The 22365-nt window shown below is 42.6% G+C and carries 17 protein-coding genes; 2 read left to right on the top strand and 15 right to left on the bottom strand.

Translation table 11 applies throughout. From position 1 onward, the window contains the following. Positions 1-4: 4 nt before the first annotated feature. Positions 5-1771, bottom strand: a complete 1767-nt coding sequence (locus ACQY6I_RS19110) for an SLC13 family permease (RefSeq protein ID WP_428243105.1) — start codon at positions 1769-1771, stop codon at positions 5-7. 956 nt (positions 1772-2727) lie between these two features. Between ACQY6I_RS19110 and cysD the strand changes: the two genes are divergently transcribed. Both cysD and cysN read left to right on the top strand, forming a co-directional pair. Further along, entirely contained in the window at positions 2728-3666 is a 939-nt protein-coding gene (cysD, locus tag ACQY6I_RS19105) for a sulfate adenylyltransferase subunit CysD (protein WP_428243137.1), read from the top strand. Further along, positions 3666-5567 (top strand): sulfate adenylyltransferase subunit CysN, encoded by a 1902-nt coding sequence (gene cysN, locus ACQY6I_RS19100; protein WP_428243104.1) that lies wholly within the window; start codon positions 3666-3668, stop codon positions 5565-5567. Before cysD ends, cysN begins: the two co-directional genes overlap by 1 nt. 87 nt (positions 5568-5654) lie before the next feature. On the opposite strand, the gene ACQY6I_RS19095 is transcribed toward cysN, so the two are convergent. From ACQY6I_RS19095 to ACQY6I_RS19030, 14 genes are all read right to left on the bottom strand, one after another. Next, positions 5655-6602, bottom strand: coding sequence for a glycosyltransferase family 1 protein (locus ACQY6I_RS19095; protein WP_428243103.1), 948 nt, complete (start codon positions 6600-6602; stop codon positions 5655-5657). A gap of 4 nt (positions 6603-6606) precedes the next feature. Then, on the bottom strand, positions 6607-8637 hold the full coding sequence (locus ACQY6I_RS19090) for a glycosyltransferase family 2 protein (RefSeq protein WP_428243102.1): 2031 nt from the start codon (positions 8635-8637) through the stop codon (positions 6607-6609). A gap of 28 nt (positions 8638-8665) precedes the next feature. Next, entirely contained in the window at positions 8666-9952 is a 1287-nt protein-coding gene (locus ACQY6I_RS19085) for a glycosyltransferase family 2 protein (RefSeq protein ID WP_428243101.1), read from the bottom strand. A gap of 5 nt (positions 9953-9957) precedes the next feature. Beyond that, positions 9958-11169, bottom strand: a complete 1212-nt coding sequence (locus ACQY6I_RS19080) for a glycosyltransferase (RefSeq protein ID WP_428243100.1) — start codon at positions 11167-11169, stop codon at positions 9958-9960. A 374-nt stretch (positions 11170-11543) separates the two neighbouring features. Next, positions 11544-12509: a GDP-L-fucose synthase gene (fcl, locus tag ACQY6I_RS19075; protein WP_428243099.1), complete on the bottom strand. Its 966-nt coding sequence runs from the start codon at positions 12507-12509 to the stop codon at positions 11544-11546. Between the two features lie 25 nt (positions 12510-12534). Further along, positions 12535-13428: an NAD-dependent epimerase/dehydratase family protein gene (locus ACQY6I_RS19070; protein WP_428243098.1), complete on the bottom strand. Its 894-nt coding sequence runs from the start codon at positions 13426-13428 to the stop codon at positions 12535-12537. Next, entirely contained in the window at positions 13412-14446 is a 1035-nt protein-coding gene (gene gmd / locus ACQY6I_RS19065) for a GDP-mannose 4,6-dehydratase (protein WP_428243136.1), read from the bottom strand. Before gmd ends, ACQY6I_RS19070 begins: the two co-directional genes overlap by 17 nt. Before the next feature lie 9 nt (positions 14447-14455). Further along, positions 14456-16831, bottom strand: coding sequence for a glycosyltransferase (locus ACQY6I_RS19060; protein WP_428243097.1), 2376 nt, complete (start codon positions 16829-16831; stop codon positions 14456-14458). 63 nt (positions 16832-16894) lie between these two features. Continuing rightward, positions 16895-18193, bottom strand: a complete 1299-nt coding sequence (locus tag ACQY6I_RS19055) for a hypothetical protein (protein ID WP_428243096.1) — start codon at positions 18191-18193, stop codon at positions 16895-16897. A gap of 43 nt (positions 18194-18236) precedes the next feature. Beyond that, positions 18237-18992: an SDR family NAD(P)-dependent oxidoreductase gene (locus ACQY6I_RS19050; RefSeq protein WP_428243095.1), complete on the bottom strand. Its 756-nt coding sequence runs from the start codon at positions 18990-18992 to the stop codon at positions 18237-18239. Beyond that, complete coding sequence (locus ACQY6I_RS19045) at positions 18979-19845, bottom strand: phosphoglycerate dehydrogenase (protein ID WP_428243135.1); 867 nt, start codon at positions 19843-19845, stop codon at positions 18979-18981. The genes ACQY6I_RS19050 and ACQY6I_RS19045 overlap by 14 nt, the downstream gene beginning before the upstream one ends. Before the next feature lie 68 nt (positions 19846-19913). Next, the gene (locus ACQY6I_RS19040; RefSeq protein ID WP_428243094.1) at positions 19914-20591 is read right to left on the bottom strand and encodes an acylneuraminate cytidylyltransferase family protein; all 678 of its coding nucleotides are present in this window, start codon (positions 20589-20591) and stop codon (positions 19914-19916) included. Beyond that, on the bottom strand, positions 20581-21492 hold the full coding sequence (locus ACQY6I_RS19035; protein WP_428243093.1) for a glycosyltransferase family 2 protein: 912 nt from the start codon (positions 21490-21492) through the stop codon (positions 20581-20583). Before ACQY6I_RS19035 ends, ACQY6I_RS19040 begins: the two co-directional genes overlap by 11 nt. Next, positions 21486-22364: an SMP-30/gluconolactonase/LRE family protein gene (locus tag ACQY6I_RS19030; protein ID WP_428243092.1), complete on the bottom strand. Its 879-nt coding sequence runs from the start codon at positions 22362-22364 to the stop codon at positions 21486-21488. The genes ACQY6I_RS19035 and ACQY6I_RS19030 overlap by 7 nt, the downstream gene beginning before the upstream one ends. Position 22365 lies beyond the last annotated feature (1 nt).

The raw sequence follows: 22365 nt of genomic DNA, 5'->3' as shown, positions 1-22365 counted from the left end.
TCGTTTAAAAAGCCCAAATCATTGGGATGAGAAATATGGACGTTGTAGCGACCACGATGCTCATGGGCAAACCGATGGTGACAAAGTCCGATGTTTTATAGCCCCCGGGTCCCATGACCATTAGATTGGTTTGATAGCCAAGGGGAATGACAAAACTGGCTGAAGCGGCAAACATGACTGCAATGACAAAGGGCATGTAACTGACTTGCAATTGTTCGGCCAGTGAGACGGCAATTGGAAACATCAGAATTGCCGCCGCATTGTTGGTAATAATTTCAGTAAAAACCGCCGTGAGCAAATACACCATGGCCAATACTGCCCAAGGCGGGATAGAGTCATTGATGAGCAACCAGCTTGCAATAGTGGCCGCCACACCGGTTTTGGTCATGGCGGCTCCGAGGGAAAAGGAAGCGGCAATAACCGTAATGACCGTCAGGTCAATATTTCTGCGTGCCTTGGTAATGGAAATACAGTGGGTCGCCAGCATCAACCCAGCCGCGATGAAAGCGGACTGTAAAATACTGAGCAGGCCACTGGCGCTGGCAATGACCATGGCCAGCAGTATGTACAAGGCAATAGGAGCTTTATGGAATGAGGGCGGTGTTGAATCGTTGATGGCGCTGACCAATAGAAAGTCGCGGCGAGAGCGGTATTGACCAACAAAGTCCTGACCGGTTTCCAACAGTAGTGTGTCACCAACCTGCAATTGGATATCTCCGATCTTACCTTCAATACGGTTGCCGTTACGGGAGACCGACAAAATGGCTGCCTGAAAGCGGGTCCGGAATCTGGACTCTTTAATGGTTTGGTCCAGGCCAAAAAACTCAGGGCCTATCACTGCTTCGACCAAAACACGCTCGTGGTTGGCCAGTTTTAGCTTGTCGACATCGCCGTTAGCTGGTTTCAGGCCGTGAATGCTTCTGAGTTCACGTGCGCACTCCGGGGCCCCTACAAACACCAATTCATCGCCGGCCAGTAGCTGAGTATCGGGAGAAACGGCCAGTAATAAACGGTCATTGCGGTGAATTTCCACCAGATAACCATAACTCAGGCTCCGTAAACCGGCTTCCTCAATGGTCTTGCCACAGAGCGGTCCGTTTTCGTCAATGTGAACGTCCACACTGTATTCGCGGACATTACCAAGCCGATCAATTCCACCGTTCCGGTCTGGCAGCAGCCGATCAGCAAAGAAAAACAAAAAAACACCGCCAATCAGTAATAGTGGAATACCCAGCCAGGCCAGCGAAAACATGGTTAGCTGGATATCCAGAGTCGATTGCAGCAGTCCATCGATGACGAGGTTGGTGCTGGTCCCGATTAGTGTGCAGGTACCACCCAGAATGGCGGCATAACTAAGGGGGATCAGCAGCTTTGAGGTGGGAATATTTGACCGTCGGGACCATTCCTGGATCGAGGGAATGAACATCGCCACGACAGCCGTATTGTTCATGAACGCACTCATCATTGCGGTTGGGATAATGACCTTCATGATGCCGTGGCGAGCATTCTTGGGTTGCCCCAGCAGTCGTCCGGCAATCCACTGAATGGCACCAGTCTCCTTAAGACCAGCGGCAACAATGTACAGCGTGGCGATGGTCATGACACCTGGGTTGGAAAACCCGGCCAACCCTTCAGCAGGCGTCAAAATACCGGTGATGACCAGTGTCGCCATAGCTGCCATGAGAATGACATCGGTTGCCAGGCGACTACTGACCAGCGCGATGAGTACGCCGGCAACCACGGCTAAGGTCAGATAGGCTTCATACCCCATGATTTAATCTCGTATAAAAAGGTCTTTGCCGCTGAAGCAATGACAAACTGTCTGTGATAAATCACTGCAAATACATTCGGGACAAAAAATGTTTAATAAAAAGTGATTGCGATAGTAAAGAGTTGTCCCTAACATCTCAACGGTCAATTTAGAGTGGATAATCGATGGACGTGCAGGAGGGCGGACTAAAACAGCAGGAACATCTGCGAAAGCAGGCTGTGATGTTGAGGTTGCAGAAAAAAAGCCTCAACGATATTCAACAGCAGACCGGCCTGAGTCACCCGACGATTATTGCTGCTTATAAGAAATTTCTGGCTGGTGGTTGGAAAGCTCTTGAAATGCTGCCACGGGGGCGCCCCTCAGGTACTAAAGGACTGAAGAAGCTTCACCTTGGCGGAGTCATTAAGAAGCTTATTCATATCTCCGCTCCGGTTAATGGATTGTGGAGCATTGAGGCTGTTCAGCGTTGGCTGGCAGAAAACTATCAGGAACAGGCATCGGCTAAGACGATTGGCCGGTATCTAAAAGAGTGTGGATTCATCCCGCCGGATGAGACATTTATTGTCAGTCGGCAGGCTGCACAACAGTGGTGCAAACAGCAGGGCGTTTATCCTGAAAAGCGTCAAAAACCGGCGGTCTTTATCTGCGGGGTCAGGAACTTCAGTTATGAGCATGGCGCTTCGACAGGCTACCAAGTATATCTGAAGGATCTGAAAAACCGGGTGCAATGGTTGCATTCAGATGCGCCGTTGGGTGAAACGTCCATAATTAAGGTTGCGTCGGCAGTTCTGGATGATTGTCCCGAAGGGATGATGTTGATCGTCAAGAGCCCGTTTTTGCAGCGTTATCAGGAACTGAGAGCGTGGGTAAACCAGCAGCAAAATGTCTGTTTGATTCCCCACGGAGAATTGAATTTGCAAGCAGGTGGTATTGATCGTAAAACGCCGCCGGAAACCATTCACAAAGCTAATAATTGTCAATCCAAGGGGACGGATATGCCTTTAACACACCTTGAACGTCTGGAAGCGGAAAGTATCCAGATCATGCGGGAAGTCGTGGCCGAGACTGAAAACCCGGTTATGCTCTACTCCATCGGCAAGGATAGTGCAGTCATGCTGCACATTGCGATGAAAGCATTTTACCCCTCTCTTCCTCCGTTTCCGCTGCTGCATGTGGATACCCGTTGGAAGTTTCGGGAAATGTATGAGTTCCGTGACAAAATGGTTCAGGATCTGGGGCTGGAATTACTCACCTACGTTAATCCTGAAGGTATTGAAAAAGACATAAATCCGTTTACTCATGGATCGGCCATTCATACGGACATCATGAAAACCGAAGCCCTTAAACAGGCACTGAACAAATATGGCTTTGATGCGGCCTTTGGTGGCGCACGCCGGGATGAAGAAAAATCCCGTGCCAAGGAGCGGATTTTTTCATTTCGGACGGCAGACCATCGCTGGGATCCCAAAAGCCAGCGCCCGGAAATCTGGAAGCAGTACAATGCCCGTAAACACAAGGGTGAATCCATCCGGGTGTTTCCATTATCGAACTGGACTGAACTGGATATCTGGCAGTATATCTATCTTGAAAATGTGCCAATTGTGCCACTGTATTATTCTGCTGAACGTCCGGTTGTAGAACGCGACGGTGTGCTGATCATGGTGGATGATGAACGTATGCCGTTGCGCGATGGTGAAGTACCGATGATGAAAAAAGTCCGGTTTCGCACCTTGGGGTGTTATCCCCTGACCGGCGCAGTCGAATCAGAGGCAGATACCTTGCCGGCTATTATTCAGGAAATGCTGTTAACCAAAACATCTGAACGCCAGGGACGGGTAATAGACCATGACTCGGCCGCATCGATGGAAAAGAAAAAGCAGGAGGGTTATTTCTAATGGCACATGTATCTGATCTGATCGCAACGGATATTGCCCAATATCTTAAAAATCACGAGCACAAGAGCTTGCTGCGTTTTATCACCTGCGGCAGCGTGGACGACGGTAAAAGTACTCTCATTGGCCGTCTGCTGTTTGAATCCAAAATGTTGTTTGAAGACCAACTCGCTGCAGTTGAGTCCGATTCAAAAAAATTCGGTACTCAGGGAGACAGTATAGATTTTGCCTTACTGGTTGACGGTCTGGCAGCTGAGCGGGAGCAAGGAATTACTATTGATGTCGCCTATCGGTTTTTCTCTACAGATAAGCGGAAGTTCATCGTTGCCGATACTCCAGGGCATGAACAATATACCCGGAATATGGTGACTGGCGCGTCCACTGCCGATGTTGCCATTCTAATGGTCGATGCCCGCAAGGGTATACTGACTCAGACCCGTCGACATAGTTATCTGACTCACCTGATCGGTATACGTCATATTGTTGTGGCCATTAACAAAATGGACCTGGTGGATTATTCCGAAAAAGTGTTTGACCAGATCGTCGAGGATTACCGCGATTTTGCCAAGCAGTTGGGTATTGAAGATGTCACATTTATCCCGATGTCGGCGTTCAAGGGCGATAATATTATTGAACCCAGCATCAATATGCCCTGGTATCACGGCACTACCTTGATGGGATACCTGGAAACCGTTGAGATTGATGAAGAGCGCTTGAAACATAAGCCATTTCGCATGCCGGTACAGTGGGTGAATCGACCCAATCTTGATTTTCGCGGTTTTTCCGGGCAGATCGGAGGCGGAACCATCCATCCTGGTGATAAAATCCGGGTTCTGCCATCCGGAAAAGAAAGCACTGTTGCCCGTATTGTGACTCGTGGTGGCGATCTTGAAAGTGCCCAGGCAGGACAATCCATTACTCTGACCCTGAACGACGAAATCGATATTTCCCGTGGGGATCTTATCGTGGCTGCACAAGAGCCGGCAGCGGTTGCCAAGCAGTTTGAAACCACCGTGATCTGGATGCATGAAGAACCTATGTTACCGGGCCGGACCTATTTGATGAAAATAGGTACCAAAACCGTATCTGCATCGCTGACGGATATTAAGTATCAGGTCAATGTGAATACCATGGAACACATTGCTGCTAAGAAACTTGAACTTAACGGGATCGGTGTTTGCACCATCAGTCTCGATCAGACCATTGCGTTTGATCCGTATTCCGAGAATCAGGATACCGGTGGTTTTATTCTGATTGACCGTATTTCCAACAATACCATGGGAGCTGGTCTGGTGAATTTTGCACTTCGCCGTAGCCAGAACATTACCATGCAGCACGTGGACGTAAATAAGGAAGGCCGTTCGCAGCTCAAGCATCAAAAGCCCTGTATTCTGTGGCTGACCGGATTATCCGGGGCGGGAAAATCCACCGTTGCCAATCTGGTGGAGAAAAAACTGTTCACAATGGGGCACCATACTTACCTACTGGATGGCGATAATGTGCGTCATGGTTTGAACAAAGACCTCGGCTTTACCGATGGTGATCGGGTTGAAAATATCCGCCGTATTGCCGAAGTGGCCAAACTTATGGTGGATGCCGGGCTGATTGTCATCACGGCATTTATTTCGCCGTTCCGGTCTGAACGCCGGATGGCTAGGGAAATGGTAGAAGACGGGGAATTTGTCGAGATCTTTATCGATACTCCGCTCAGTATTGCCGAACAGCGGGACGTTAAAGGACTCTACAAGAAGGCGCGTCGTGGTGAGTTGAAGAACTTTACCGGTATCGACTCGCCTTATGAGCCACCAGAAACGGCCGAATGCCAACTCGATACTACCACTTCAACACCTGAAGAAAGTGCGGATATGGTGATTGATTACCTGCGTGAGCGTGGGTATATCTGAAGCCCTTAGGCTGAATCCAGGGACGCAGCATGTTCTGTGTCCCTTTTTTATGGGCGTTTAAGCTAACCGGCAGCTGAAATGCAGTACCTATACCTCGTGCTGTACCACGTCAGCCACTGTTTTGAGCGCCTGTTGATGCATAGCCTCTCTTTGTTCCGGCATTCCCGCTAACTCCAGAATCGCTTCTATCCAGGCGTCTTTGTCCATATCCAGCAGAATGCCATTTTGATGGTCTTCAATGACTTCGGCATATTGAGAGTCTTTTGCATAAATACCGACCGCTCCAGTCTGGGTGATGTCAAAAAACTTGGTGTATGAACGGGCGTGATTGAAAGGAATATCCATCAAGGGAGCCAAACCGATCTGGCGGCCTGGTTGGCAGAGTAATGTCTTATAGGTTTGCCAGGGCATCGGATGCAGAATCGTGGTTCTGGGCAGGTCCCTATATAGCTTATAGACATTTTGTCCGCCGATGATCTCGAAAGACAGAGCAGGGTTTTCAAGTAAAACGGCTTTGATAATTTCATACAGCCAATGTATTTCCCTCTGATGGCTGGCAGAACCATGATAAAAGACCTGAATCACTTCGCGCTTGCGGGCAATGGCCCGGGGATAGACATGTTCAGGCTGCCAGTCCGCATACTTATTCAGCAGATGAGGTGTAGAAAGCCAGAGTTTCGCATCCATTGCTCTTAACCAGCCTTGCCGGCTGGCTGTCAGGCGAACAATTTTCCAGCGATATCGAAGCGGAATGCTATGTGAGCCGGCAACATCAAACAGATCATCGTCCATAAACAGAATGACGTCTTTGATCAATGCCCGGTGCTGGGTGATAAACGTCTTCCACTTTTTAGAAATATAGCGAACCAGAATAATACTGGCTCCGGTAATTTGCTTGGGAGTGGGCAGGTTATCAAAACTGGTTTTAATGGGGTCAATGCCGTGGGCAAACAATTTAGGCAGCAAATAAAGGTCGGTTGACGGGTTGGGACGCTCTTCAACAATAAAGAACCTGTCGCCATCACTTATCATCATAGGTTTACTTTAACCAAGGTTTATCAACCATTGGAGCATGGCTGAGATTGAAATCCGGACGAGTATAATTCAAATTCGGATTATAATACGGATCATCATCCATGACATGCTGCCAACGCCGTCTCATATAGTCGGCTTCACGTTTTGAGCGGGCCTTTTTCTCAGGGCTGTCATCTTTACCACGGGATACCGATTCATGGTGAAACATCTTGGCGTAAGGCGTAAACACAACCCGCCTGCCAGCCTCGCGCACTCTTAAGCAGTAATCAACATCATTAAACGCAACCGCCAGGTTTTGCTCATCCAACCCACCCAGTTCCCGATACAACGATGTGTGGGTCAGCATGCACGCAGCGGTGACTGCTGACAGATCCTGAGCCATGATGGCTCGGCCCATATAGCCGGGCTCATCTTCTTCGTAGTGACTGAAGTAGTGATCTGCACAACCACCGGGACCAACAGCGTCGCCCGCATGTTGTACCGTACGGTCATCGAACAACAACTTAATACCTACAACCCCCACATTGGGTTGCTGCAGTTGCCCGATCATAACTTCCAGCCATTCCGGGGTAATCACTTCCGTATCGTTATTGAGCAGACAAAGTAAATCGCCCCTGGCATGTTGGGCAGCAATGTTATTGATGGCTGAATAGTTGAATGGATGGGGGTAAGGAATTACCCGAATATGGTCCTGCTGACTGATCGTCTCAAAATATGCAAGCGTTTCCGGATCTTCGCTTTGGTTATCGATAATCAGCAACTCGTAGTGTGTGTAAGTTGTCTGGCTTAACACACTCTCCACACATAGCTTGAGATGGTGCAGAGCATCTCTGGTTGGCACAATGATGCTGACCAGTGGCTTGCCAACCGGAGTATAAATAACTTGATTAAAACCTTGTGGGTGGGGTGTAACCTGGGCACTGATTTCATGGTTTTTCAGAAATTGGTGCAGTGCTTCAGTATCGTTAACCTGTTCTTCTGGAGATGGCTGTTGCTGGTGATATAAGACAGCCGGAATACGTAGAACCTTGTGACCATTATGCTTATAAGGCGCTGTATAAGGCAGGCATGCCAGAGCGATTTCATAGATCGACTTTGGGTGTGAGTTCCAGACTTCTTCAGGCAGTAGATCAGTATTGACTGCTAGCAGACCGCCAAGGTAATTGTGAGCTAATAAGAATTCCGGGGACCATTGTGGTTTAAAAAAGGGGTTAACACGATTTCCTTGTTCGTTTAGTTGGTCGTGGTCTGAATACAGTAACATGCAGTCTGGATGAGAATGTATTTCGTTTGCCAGATAAAATAATGCATAAGTCTGTAGCCGAACGTTCTGTTGGGTAAAAATAGCCCAGCCCTTTTTGGATTCAGAGTTTTGCCAGTCAGAATAATTCAGATGGATAAAATGCTTATATAGCTGCTTATCCAAGCTGGAGTAAAATATCTCTGATGGTGTTTTACCAGGATAAATAATTGATAGTGTTAGCGAATTTTTCCATTTATTTATTGTCCGGGTAATTCTGAAAAGATTCCATGCGCTAAGTCGATCAAACCGTTGCATCCATTTTTTATACGGAATTTTGGGATGAAATGCCCGAAAACCACCAGATAGTTCATAGGCTTTGAGAGGCTGAAATATGACTGTATACCAACGGAATCCTGCCCTATAAAGCCTGAGTCTAGGCTGCTTGTGAATAATTGGGATAATGCGAATCCAGCGTCGAATAATTCGTTCTGGCAGTCTTACTTTTTTGAGTGTTAACTCGGTTATTTGAACGTTATCTGATTTTCCGGATACCTGAATCCACAATTGTTTTGTGTCGGCAGGTAATTGGACAAGCTCCACGAGATTGCCTTTCAGGCTGACAGGTAAATCGATCTCATGGGATTGATGTTGTGTGGCAGGAATCAATTTGGCTTCAATCTCTGCGCCGTTCGTTAGGATTTTAGCTTTTAGTAGTATCCATCCAGATGAAATTGATTCTGTTGCAATATCCAAAGCCAACCGGGTAGGTATATGATGATTGTGTTTTGGCAAGTTTGGGCGTAGTTCCTCTGGCATTGTGTTAATAGCTAGACTGCCCCACATTTGGATGCGGGCCAAGTATGACTGTTCTCAAAAAGACACGAGTGGTATTTACTTCTGCATATATATCAACTTTGTTATATCGACCCGGTAGTTCCACTGTAAAACCACAGCGGCGTTGAGGAGACTTCATGCCGTTGTTCTGCATTACTTTGACAACATCATCGCGATCAATTGTAAGGGCTGTTGCACATTCTTGCTGATCAGGAGTGATTAAAACTATCCTTACTGTGGTATCGGAGTTTGTTGTTTGCAACCATCCTTTAATCATCCAGCTAGTTAGAGTGCGATGTAGACCATTCTCTTCGGATGGAGAATCCAGATGCCATTTAAATATGCCATGTTTTTCAAGAGACTTACTGCTCTTGCTTGTCGAGTAAAGAATTTTTTTTGTCTGCTTCATCAGCCGCTTGTAGCCAGTCAAGACATTGCTACTTATTGACTGGCAGTATTCTTCAAGTTCGTCTTTCTTTTGGGCCACTCGCTTGATGAGTTCGGGGGGATAAGACCAGGGTATTTCATTGCGGTCATGGCTCAGGAAGTACTGCTTATGCTTGATTTTGCCTCGTTTAACTGCACTACCACGTTTGGATTTGCCCAGAATAAATTCTTCTAGTGACTTTGTGACGTAATGATTAACCCGCAAATGGTCCCACACCAATTGTTGAGCAACGCCTTCTTTTTTACTGTTGAGGGGTTCGCCGCGTGTATTCACGTATTGGCCGGACAACAGGCTAACAAAATGAGGATTATTAAAGTTGGAAACCGCCTCTTTGCGAGCAATCGTTTTATAGTTCAGGTTAGCAGTGAATTTAGGGTCTGATTGGCGATTAAAGCGCTCGATGACCATGCCTTCTTCGCGGAATAATTGACCGGCAGAGCCAAAGCAGGCCCATTGCATGGCTACAGCAGCGGTATCTGGATTGGCAAATAAGCGATTGATCAAGGGCTGGATGGTCTGATCCTCATCCATTAATGTAATGTATTCGTCAGCATCAATGATCGCTACCAAGTCAACCCACTCCGGGCAGATACTGAGAAGCTTTCGATAAGCAGGTAATTGTGGTTTTACATTCCAACGGGTGGGGAAATCCACTGTGGTGACGATACCCAGCTTTGTCAGTTTTTTTAGTATATTCGCGCTCTCATCGGTGCTGTCATTATTGGCAATAACAAAATGATCGATTCCTATGACCAAGTGATAAGCGATCCATTCCAGCAGGCAATCTGCTTCATTTTTGATAATTGCGATTATCGCGGTTTTCACTGCTGTTATTGTTCCTTAACCGTTTTTTCGGATACGTCATCCAGAATGTTTTTTAATTGATCCAGACCTCTTTGCCAATGATAGTGAGCGCTCACAAATTGGCAGGATGAAGCAGACATCTTATTCCATATCAAGCGGTTGCTGTAAAGATCTGTCAGATATTCAACCCATTCATGTTCATTATCCGTTATAAATGCTTCCTGTGTGTTCACCACAGGAATACCTTCTGCAGCAATAGTTGTCATCACTGTTGGCAGGCCGTGGGCCAATGCATCGATCACTTTGCCTTTTACGCCGGCCCCGCTGCATAACGGCGCAACGAATACCCTGGCTGATTGATAAACAGGGGTGAGGTCTTCTATCCACCCCATAATTCGGATGCCATCGATCATAGCCCATTGTTCGTTCAGTGAGTCTGATTTTGCCCCGCAGATAAGCAGATGGACATCGGGTAGCTTTAGACGAACCTTCGGCCATATTCTCTCAATAAACCATGACAGACCCTCTTTATTGGGTGCATGACCAAAGTTGCCTAAAAACATGATATCTGCACGTTGATCCATTTGGATATTGCAGGTTTCCGATTCTTTAACCCAGGGGCATAGAGACAGGCTAGAGGGATTGATTTGTTCCTGATGAATCAGAATATCAAGTTCATGCTCACTATAAGAAAGTACTTTATCGGCTTGTCTGATCTGTTGTAGTTCCCGCTGTTTGATCATTTGTACTTGTTCATGACTCTGGCCACTGCTCGCCATGAGTCTGCTTTCCCGCAGATAGTGAAGGTCAGCCAGGTTCAGGATAATTCTGGCGTGTGGGGCCCAAAATCTCAGTGCTTGCGAAGTTCGTTCTAACACATGGAAGCGGGTGACAAAAAAGAAAGAATATTGATTGGCATGTAATTTTAACCAGGTTATTGCCTCGTTAACGTCCCTGAAGGCTTCTGCCCGGACACCAGCTTGATTAAAAAAACGCTGGGACTGGGTATTGATCAAGTGATCGTCCAATGCCAGGAATGTCACCTCATAATTCAAAGCCTGAAACAGTTTTATCTCATTTACTGCAGCTGCACTGGCTGCATCTCTGGATGTAACCGGAAAGCAAGTATCAATAAATAACACTTTTCTACCTCGTTTTTGAGGCGATAACCAATCAGGATAATGTGAGTAACCCAGTTCCTGGTACATATCTCCAAGTTTAACAATTGCTACTTTCAAGCCACGCTTCCGCCATCTGGCGGTGGTTTTGGCAAATACCGAAAAGAAAGATTTCCCCTGTAAGCGGTGCTTCCATGCAATGACAAAGATGATTGCAAAAGACGGTAGTAGCTTAGTTATTATAGCGAAGACAGGCACAAGCTCCCTTACTGATAGATTAGGTGTTCCAAAGAAGCATAAGGTCAGTTCTGACAATCTCTTTCAGGCATGAGCCTCATCATGAGTGAGACTTATGCCCTAATTTTTGTTTGTGAACATATAACCGGGATACGGATAATATGCTACCAGAAACGGGTTCAGGTACTACTTTTGTCATCCAGGCTCAAACCAAATAGAAAAATGATGATTTGCGCATGTTCTTCAATGGTTGTTTGTTATCCCCGAAACTCTTCCTGATGCTCCAAAAACCACTGGTAAGCCTGACGCAATCCGCTTTCCAAAGAAATGGAGTATTTCCAGCCCATTTGTGCCAGTCGACTGACATCCATCAATTTACGAGGAGTACCATCGGGCTTGGAGCTATCCCAGACAATATTGCCCTTAAAACCAGTAACTTTGGCAACTGTCTCCACTAACTCTTTGATCGTGCAGTCCACCCCGGTGCCAACGTTGATATGGCTAAGCATTGGCTGGGTATTGGCAAGATAGACAGACTTGTCCAGCTCCATGACATAGACAGAGGCTGCAGCCATGTCATCCACATGCAAAAACTCTCGCATCGGCTTTCCGCTTCCCCAGGCGATGACTTCTTTATCATCACGTAGCTTCGCTTCGTGGAATCGTCTTAATAGAGCAGGAATGACGTGTGAGTTCTCAGGGTGGAAATTGTCATTGGGGCCATAAAGATTGGTGGGCATTACCGACCGATAGTCCCGATCGTACTGTCGATTATAGGATTCACAGAGCTTGATACCGGCAATCTTGGCAATTGCGTAAGGCTCATTGGTTTCTTCCAGTACACCCGTTAACAGCGCAGATTCCTTCATGGGTTGTTCGGCGAATTTAGGGTAAATACATGAAGATCCCAAAAACAGTAGTTTATTTACTCCGGCAAGATGTGCCGCGTGAATGATATTGCATTCCATCATTAAATTCTGATAAATGAACTCCGCCGGGTAGGTATTGTTAGCATGAATGCCACCGACCTTTCCTGCGGCCAAGTAAACCTCGTCTATTTCATTATTCAAAAAAAACTGATTGACGTTTTCTTGGCAAGTGAGGTCCAGTGTAGCTCTATCAGCATAAATTAGCTCGATGTCGGAGTGTTCAGATAATCGACGAGCAATTGCCGAACCTACCAGCCCATTGTGACCTGTAATAAATACTCTGCGCTTAGGCATTATGATTCCTACTATAGAAAATTTATTAACGTGAATACATTGTATTTAACACAACTCTAAATGGGTCGATAGTTATATTGCCTATTGTCTGAAATAGCTTATCATTGCTTCCTGACATAACTTTTATTTCATTTTCCCTTACAAAATCTGGATTTACTCTAACTTCGATACTATGCCCAGAGATCTGTTGCATCATCTCTATTATTTGTTTCAACGTAGTTAAATGCCCACTACAAACATTGATGACTTCTGAAGAAACATTTGACTCGAGTAAGCGAATGTATGCCTCAACTACAAAGTCAACTGATGAATAATCACGGGCGACATCTATATTACCTAACTCAATAATTGATTTGTGTCTTTTAAAGTGATCTACAATTTTAGGCACAAGAAAATGTATGGCTTGATTTACCCCTGTATAGTTAAAAGGGCGGGTAATTAAAATGTCAAGCTTGTTGAAATAGGTTGTAACTATCTCTTCCATAGCTAGTTTACTGATAGCATAATGATTTATAGGTTTGCATATATCAGATTCTAATATTAATTCCTTTTCTAGTGCCCCATAAACATTTGCGCTACTTGCGATCAGTACCCTTGGTCTGGGTATCCCTGAATCTAATATTGCATCAAGTAAGTTTTGTGTCCCTAACACATTAATATCGTAAAATGCTAAATTATCTTTATGGCCAACAAATGATATTGCGGCTAGATGCACCACATATTCGGGAGAATGTTTAGCTAATAGAGCTTGGATTGTTTCCTTGTTTCTAATATCCGCACATACATGGTTCTTATTGGAAGCCGAATTAACTACCTCAACTACCTCATAACCTCTAAAATGGAGCGCCCGAACAAGATGATAGCCCGTAAATCCGTTTGCTCCAGTAACCAGCACTTTTTTGCTAGAATGAGAACCCAATTTCGTTTCTCCTTAAATCAGCATGAACCATCATTTTGCTAAGTTCTTCGAGATCAGTATGTGCCGTCCATCCTAATTGTTCTTTTGCTTTAGTAGGGTCTCCAATTAAAAGATCAACTTCCGCTGGGCGATAGAATTTTGGATCAATTCTCACGACGGTTTTATTGGTAGACTTGTCTATGGCTACCTCGTCTTCTCCTCGGCCTTCCCAAATTAGCTCTATATCAGCAGCTTTAAATGACATGCTTACAAAGTCCCGAACCGTTTCTGTTCGATTGGTTGCTAATATGTATGTATCGGGTTGTTTGGTTTGCAGCATTAGGTACATTCCCTCAACATAATCCTTTGCATATCCCCAGTCTCTCTTAGCATCAATATTTCCAAGCTTTAATACATCTAGTTTCCCTAATTTAATTTTTGCCACACTATCAGTTATTTTACGAGTTACAAATTCTCTTCCTCTCAATGGTGATTCATGATTAAAGAGAATTCCGCTAGTTGCAAATATATTGTACGATTCCCTGTAATTTACAGTAATCCAATGTGCATATAGTTTGGCTACACCATAAGGACTTCTCGGATAAAAAGGTGTTTTTTCTGTTTGCGGTATTTCCTGTACTTTACCAAACATCTCTGATGTAGAAGCCTGATAAAACTTAATATTTGGGTTTACTATTCGAATAGCTTCCAGTAGGTGTAATGCTCCTATGCCTGTTATTTCAGCAGTGGTGATTGGTTGGTCAAAAGATACTCCAACAAAGCTTTGAGCGGCCAAGTTATATATTTCATCTATTTCGGTTTTCTCTATCAGTCTGATACATGCTGAAAGGTCTGTTAAATCAAATTCAACTAAAGTCAAATTGGGGTGAGAATGTATGTTCAGTTCTTCAATGCGCCAGAAATTAACGGAACTGGTTCTCCTAAATGTGCCATAAACTTGATACCCTTTTGACAGTAAATATTCTGCTAGATAGGCTCCATCTTGTCCGGTTATTCCGGTAATAATTGCTTTCATAATATAACAATCTCAGTGGTTTAGTGATCTTAGATAAGCTGCGATATGAGTTGCTTTAGTAATTTCCCATGTATAGTTAAAAAGGATTTTTTTACACTTTTCATCTATAATTGGTAGCTGCTGGCTTCTTATATTTTCTATTGCTCTTACTAGTTCTTCAATAGAAACTTTGTTATCTAGCATAAATTCCCATCCTTGATAGATTTCGGTAAGAGCGCTATTATTTAAAATAATTGGAGCGCAGCCATACTGCATGGCTTCTAAAGGAGGTATCCCAAATCCTTCAAGTTCTGATAAATATAGAAATGCAAAACTCTTTTTATATAGTTCTATTAATTCTTTGTCATTAGGAGAATCAATTAATCTAACCCTTGGTGAATTTAGTAAAGTAGTTTGATTGTTTATATGCTTCACTTTTCCGTAAATTATAACATTGCCATTTTTATTTGTGTTTAACCATGACTTGGCAACTTCTACCATTTTCATAAAACCCTTCCGTGGGTCATTTTGAAAAGGAATTAGAAGACAGTTTCTAGTGGTACTGAGGTCATAGTTTTTTGCTTTGTTAAATGGAGCTAATGGAGAAAAAGTAATTGATATATCTTTATTGAGATGCTTTTGTACATCATGTCCTGTGAATCTAGATATACTGAGAATCTCGTCACTGGTAGTATTTATAGATCTTATAATATCACTTGTAATGTAGGGGAATTGTTGGTCATATAACTGGCTATGAGTTATGTGAAATATATCGCATATGGTAAGAACATATGATATATCTTTGTCTCTTTGAATAGGTAAGGGATGATAAGGAGAATGATAAACGATTTGTTTCTTGAATGCTTTGGCAAACTTTAAAGCAACTTGAATACTTAGCAAGTCATAGCTTACTCCTTCCCAAGTAAATGTAACTGTCTTTTTATGCCTAACATCTGATGGTACTCCACGAGCGCTAGCGTTAAAAAAAGGAATAACAGATAAGCTACTTTCGCTAGAAAGATATGTAAGTATTCGAAAAATATACCTACTGATTCCTGAATACATATTTCCAGATAACAATCTAGAGCAGTCTAATAATATAGTCATTTGCAAAGGGCTCATATGCTTTCTTTGGTATACTTTCTGTACTATATCTGATGCCTGACTCATCCTATGGGATATAAAAGAATAGTTCTTAATTGATTCTGAAAGAAGCTTTCCAAGAGCAAAATATCCATTCTGATATAAGATATTTGTAGATGAAAGAAGTCCATGTATAGAAGGATTACGTTGTGTTTTTATGTTATTAGAAAGAAAATAGTCTATAGCAGAATGGTAGGCTTTTAATAGACCGCAATAATATTTTTCGCTAGATAGTTCATTAAAGCGATCTTTCCCTTTTTCAATTAACTGCGCCCTTAGGTCATCTGACTTCAAAAGATCACTGATTTTATTAGCAAGGTCCGTTGAATCATATGTATTGAAAGAGATACTAGCTCCTTCAGAGATCTCGGGAAGGCAGGTTGACTCAGAGGTAATAACGGGACATTCTAGTCCAAAAGCTTCGACTACTGGTAATCCGTATCCTTCAGCAGCGCTTGGAAAGACCAGTACGTCTGAAATCTGAAATAAATTTAAATAGTCAATTCGAGGCACCCTACCTAAAATATATATTCTATTGGTCAGGGAATATTTTTCTGCGAGACTGGCCAAATCTTTTAGGCGTTCAGCACCATGAGACTCTCCTGTGCTAAGAATTAGACCAATGTTGTCTGGCAATTGTTGCATTGCTTTAAACAAGGTTTCGTGGTTCTTGTGAGGCCGGGCAGCTGCAGGATAAAATATCAAGTTTGATGCTGTTATATTATATTTGGATTTCAAATTTATATTTTCAGATATTTCATATTCACTTCTATGAAAAGGAATGAATGTCGAATAAATTTTATCTGCGTTTATGTTATGTCTAGATATAATGTCGTGTTTTGAAAAATCAGAAATGGTAACAATATAGTCTGACTCGTGAACAGTTTTTCGTATGTTACTTAGCACCGATGAAGGAAATTTGTCTGGAAAGTGCTCTGGAATAACATCATAAATTGTGACGATGGTAGGACAATTGATAAAGCGCTTAACTTCATTGAAAGGAAGATGTATTGCATCCAAAATGCCACAGTACAAATTTAATTTTTTTTCAGTTGTTATAATGATCCTGATATTTCCAGATACGTATTTCCTAAAAGAACAGTAGTTATCTCTGGTTACAAAAAGAACTAGTTGACTTCTCTTTAAGAAACTTTTTATACCTAATAAATATGCATGTAATGAATTGACCATGCCTGTCTTCATATGGGCAGCTCTGGAGGTTAAGTCAATTCCAATAACTATTCGCTGCTTGTCTACAATGCTCATCGCTGTAACTGTCCGAAAAAGTAAGAAGTATATATTTGTTGTAAACTGGTGTGCAAAAATATATCAATTTTCCCTATGCAACCAATAATAGCCGCCGTTTATTTCTAGTCGTTCACCAATGTTTCTTATAAGAGAACCGGTGTTGAAAGAGTCTATTGTTACAGGCCCTAGACTATCAGAAACTTTAAAAATTCCTAATTCCAGAATGTTAGCTATTACTGTGCATGTCCTAGTTTTCATTACTGAATAGCAGTCTCCTGTTCCAAATTTTTTAATTGAGTCAATATCGAAGCCAACCGTTATTTGCACATTTGGAGATAGACATGATCTCAGTTCTTCGCTAATAAAAATTAGAGGAAAACTACTATCAAAACTATAAAAAGATTCAACGTGCGAAAAAAGATCTGGTCTATTTAACAGTATAAGTTCGAATAAAATATCTTTTAATTCAGTGTTTTCAATGGTTATAATTTCATCAATAGGCAATGCTTGTTTGAAAAGTCTAGTGTCTTCCAAGTTTTTTAGCACTGCTGCTGTGTCTAATGTACTACGGTTATCTTCTCTAAATATTAAATAGCTTTTATTTTTTCCTACCTTTTCAATAGATGATTCAAAACATTTTTTTAGCTTATCTTCGGATTCAAAAAAATATGGCTTCCTCCCCCAATATCGACTAAGAATAATAATACTGTCTTTCAAAAACGTAGGGGATTCAGCAATAGTGAGGTTGTGTGACATTCTTATATTGAGGTCACAGCATAAATATGCCAAATCTAGCCATTCATAGCCTATCTGAATATGCTCTAAGTTGTCTTGCCCCTTATTATTTGAAAAACCAAATTCAATGAGATATGTTTTGTGTCTGGACCGCACAGCATTATTCAATAAAAAAATTTGCTCAGGATCAAACTCACTCTCAGCGTTGTTTCTGGAGCCATCACTGTAGAAAAAAAACTTGAAATCTGACTGGCTTTTTTTTACAAAGTAGTTAACGATGTTGGCATTTGTGCCTGAAGAAAAACTGTGGCATATGATGCACGATACTTTTTTCTGGCGTTGTTCTAAAAAATATAAAAATTCATTTAAGAAACTTTCCGACTCGTTAAAATACTTCAGGTGTAAACCAAAACAGACATTGGAATATTCTAATAGCTTTCGTGACATTAAATTGCTTTCTGGATGGATTATAAGATATACACCACTTAGCTTATTCCTAAGGTTTCTCAATAGTGCTGCAACATATGGAGACAACTGAATCTGTGGAACATAAACCAATGTAATCTCACATGAATTACTATTGAAGAAATCTTTCTTTGTGAGTTCATATTCGACTGTTTTAAGTAACTGAGACTTATTTTTCATATATTTTTATCAAGAAATGGTTTGTTGAATATTATACAAGCGTTTAATCAGGGTCATTCAGACATCCATGTATTCCACCTGTCGCACTAATACAGGCTCCATGAATAAAACTTGATTTTTCAGAACATAAAAATAGTGCGAGCTCAGAAACCTCTTCAGGTGTCGCAATTCTTGCTATTGGATGAAAAGACTCTAACAGTTTGAACTGGTCTTCCTTACCTTCAAAGCCAGCTTTTAACATTTCAGTACTCACCGCTGCGGGCTCAATAGCATTGACGCGAACCCTGTTGCCCAGGTCTACAGCCATATTCCGGGTTAACGAACTAAGACCGCCTTTGGTAGTAGCATATGCGATAAAATTCTTCTTGGTTTGTAAAGCATGAATGCTGCTAATGTTAACGATAGCTCCTTTATTTTTTTCCAGATCAGAGAGAAAACACTGGCTGAGAAAAAATGGAGCGGCTAAATTAACGTTAAAGCTGCTCTTCCATTGCTTGCGGGTAATTTCAGAGCAACTTCCTAAAATTTGAGTGGCGGCATTATTGATGAGAGCAGAAATTCCTTCGTTATCAGTTACATCATTAACATTTCTAAAAAATTCATCGGCATATACTTCATCATCGACAAAGCGTTCCAGGTCTATTTGAAAATTCTTGACATTACTTCTGCTGTCACTCAGTGGAATAATATCTGTAGCAATTACCTGATAACCATTGTCTGCAAAACAACTAACCAGTGCTTTGCCTATGCCGCCGTTTGCCCCAGTAATCAGTACCCATGGTTGGCTATTCAGTTTCATTGAAAAATCCCGAAATTTTATTTAGAGCTTCAAGTGTGGCGCGTTCAACACCTTCTACGGTATTGGAGCCATTATGAGAACCAAAGATACATTGCTGCATATTCCTTAGTGGGGAGTCCGAAGGTAATGGTTCTATTTCGAAAACATCTAGTGCTGCAGCTTTTACGTGACCAGATTTTAGCGCACTGATTAGTGCTGCTTCATCAATAAGTGGGCCTCTCGCGACGTTTATAACATAGGCACCTTCTTTCAGTAACTCCAGGGTTTCGCTATTCAGCATATGATAGTTGTGCTGATTGAGGGAGCATGTAAATATCAAAAAATCAAGTTCAGATAATCCATCTGGAAATGCTTTATGTGATGCGAAATCGAACCCTTGTACATTGTCAACGCCGGGGTCATAAACTGTTACTGTGACATCGAACCCGGATAATCTTTTGGTAAGGCTCTTTCCGATATCCCCGAATCCCACGATTCCAATGTTTTTTCCGGATATGCTGATACCTGCTGGTTTGGGCCAGTACCCATTACGAACTTCGCGATCAATAAAATATGTTTGTCTAGCCAGACCCAGAATGTAGGTTATAGCCACATCTGCAACTTCGCCGCCAAACATGTTGGGTGTATTGGTGATGGGTATATTTAGTTCCTGACAAGCTGTAAAATTGACGTTATCTACACCAATCCCCCATTTTACAGCTGCCTTTAGTCTCCCCGCTTTACCAGCACTGAATACAGATTTAGTCGCAGGATCATCGCCGATAATCCAACCATCATATTCGGGGACCAGATTTATTAACTCCTGCTCGCTTAATGTTTGAGTCGTTTCCGCTGGCACAAGTCTTAGGCCCATTTCTTTTGCTATCAAAGTAAATTTATCTATTTGGCCAAGCATCGGTGGGCAAGTGACAAGTACATCTTTCATTTTGTATTCCTCATGTGTTCTGCTATTGCTGCCACCATGTCCCAGTCGTGAGGTTCATCTATATCCAGTGATTCAAGTGGTGGGGTTTCAAACATCATAGGCTGGGTACCAATGCGTGCATGGGTCTTGGCAAAGGAGTCTCTAGTGAAGATATACAGACAAGAGTTTTCCTCAAACCATGGTTCTAAATCTTGCGTGCGAATTAGATTTTGAGGATCGTGGTTCACTGCAGAACCATCTTCGCGATAAAATCGGGTCTGTACTTTATTGACAGAGAATAGAGAATCAAAGTTTTTGTCAGATCTAAAAAGTTTTAGTGCGTTGTCGATAGTCGCCGAGCTAATAAGAGGGTTGGTCGTATGAGTCATTATGTAACTATCAGCGGGCACAGCTTCAATATCGTCAGCGAGAATTTTATTCATGCTGACAAAATCACCAATTAGTTCTGGTTTTCTGTCCCGAATTATAATTCTGCCATCTTCAACCAAGCCGTTATCCTCAAGGATTGACCGGGCGTCTGTATTAATTATGATTTGGTCTATGCTTTCAACAGCTAACAAGGCATCCAGTATCCATTTAAATAATGGCTTTCCAGCAAGTACTCTAAAGTTCTTGCCTTTTACCCGCTCGCTATTTGCTTTCATTGGTAATAATGCAACAGTTTTACTTGCCATTATAGTTGTCTCGCTCTAAATCTAGTGGATAAAAATAGTGTTTTTTCATCTTGTTAGAAAGTTTTCGATGTTCGTGATTTCCTAGGTACGTACCCCAATAATGATTAAATCGAAATAACACAATTTCAAGAATTCTCCTCAAGAATACTGACTCTCGAATTGCAGCAGAACTGTCAGCAAGAATACTTGATATAAAATAACGAAAAAAGTCAGGCAAAGAAAAGTGTACTTCAGGCATTATTTGCTGTAGAGCGTAAGCTTCTCTTTCGTAACGTATACGAACTTGCCGCCATGTCTCATCATGAATATGGTAGACGGATGCATTCGAAACATAGCCAACTTTACCACCACTTTCTATGATCTGCTTTGCTAGATACATATCTTCAAGGCCGGTAAGATCTTCATTGAATTTGAACTTGCTCCATGTTGTTTGGGAAATGGCTGCGTTTGCGTTATTACAAAAAAAACCTTCCTGAGGAATTTTTGAGTATGGTGGAAACCATTTGTGAAAATGTTGATTTTCGGAGTACTTAGTTGTATTGCGCCCGATTTGCCGCCCGTATGTGTAATCGATGCTTCCTTTAATCAAGGGGCGGCATAGCTCTGTAATCCATTGATCATTTGTTGGAATACAGTGTCCACTTATAAAGACTAGGTAATCTCCATCAGCATACTGACAGCCAATGTTGAGCGCTCGCCCGAAGGTGAAGTCGGATTTTGAAATATACGTAATACGACAATCATAATTTTTGGCAATCTTAAGCGTATTATCAGTAGAACCAGAGTCAACAATAACCGTTTCTATATTAAATAGTTCAGAACGTTGCTGAGATATCTGGCCCAATAATTCGGCCAAATAACGTTCTTCATTATAGGTTCTAATGATGATACTAACTAGCATGATGCTTCAATGATGTTGAATCTTGGTACTTTCTGTCCTTTGACAGGAAGGTGAACAATAAAGGTACTACCAGATAAGGGATATTGTTCAAGTTTTTCATCCGTTAGCCCTTCTTTTGCGGATGTTATAAAAAGGTATTGCATATCGTTTCCACCAAAAGCACAACTTGTCGGTTGAGGTACTGGTAAGTTGATCCGATCAACCTCCTTTCCTGTGCAGTCCAGACAGGTGATACAATATCCATCCCACTGAGCTATCCACAAATTGCCACTTGTGTCAATGGCTCCGCCATCAGGGGTTGCCGTTGATTTTTTTAAGTCTAGTATGGGTAGAGAATGAGGCATATCTAATTTCCCATTTTCGAGAGGTATTTTAAATAGCACTTGTTTCCATGAGTCACTTAGCAACAGCGCATTCTTTGAAGGCCAGCGTAAGGTATTTGGTATTCCTACTCCCGACATTTGTTGCTCCAAGTGGAGATCTGTCGATAAACAAAATATTTTTCCGTTTTCGCCTGAGGGCACTTTTTCCATTGTGCCAAACCAAAACTTTCCATCTGGGCCAACACTTCCATCGTTGGTTCTAAAGCCATCTGGTAGGGGTAGCTCGATTAACTTTTCGAATTCTTCTGTACTTAGGTTGTATTGAGCTATGCAGTCTTCACAGGCCATGAGCAGTAGGGTGTCAGAGATTACTGCGAGCGCAGATACAATTGTTGGGAGCTCTCTAACGATACTCTTTCCTGTTTTATTTTCAGAGAAAGGAAGTTCAAATAATTTCTGATCGATAATGTCCAGCCAAAACCAGCTTTCTCTTTGCGGGTGCCATATAGGAGATTCTCCTAAAATGTTGTTAGCCTGGATTTTAATCATG

The organism is Gynuella sp. (assembly GCF_050297175.1).
Classification (GTDB): Bacteria; Pseudomonadota; Gammaproteobacteria; order Pseudomonadales; family Natronospirillaceae; genus Gynuella.
The sequence above is the reverse complement of the archived record's forward strand: the minus strand, read 5'-3'. Positions and strand labels throughout refer to the sequence as shown.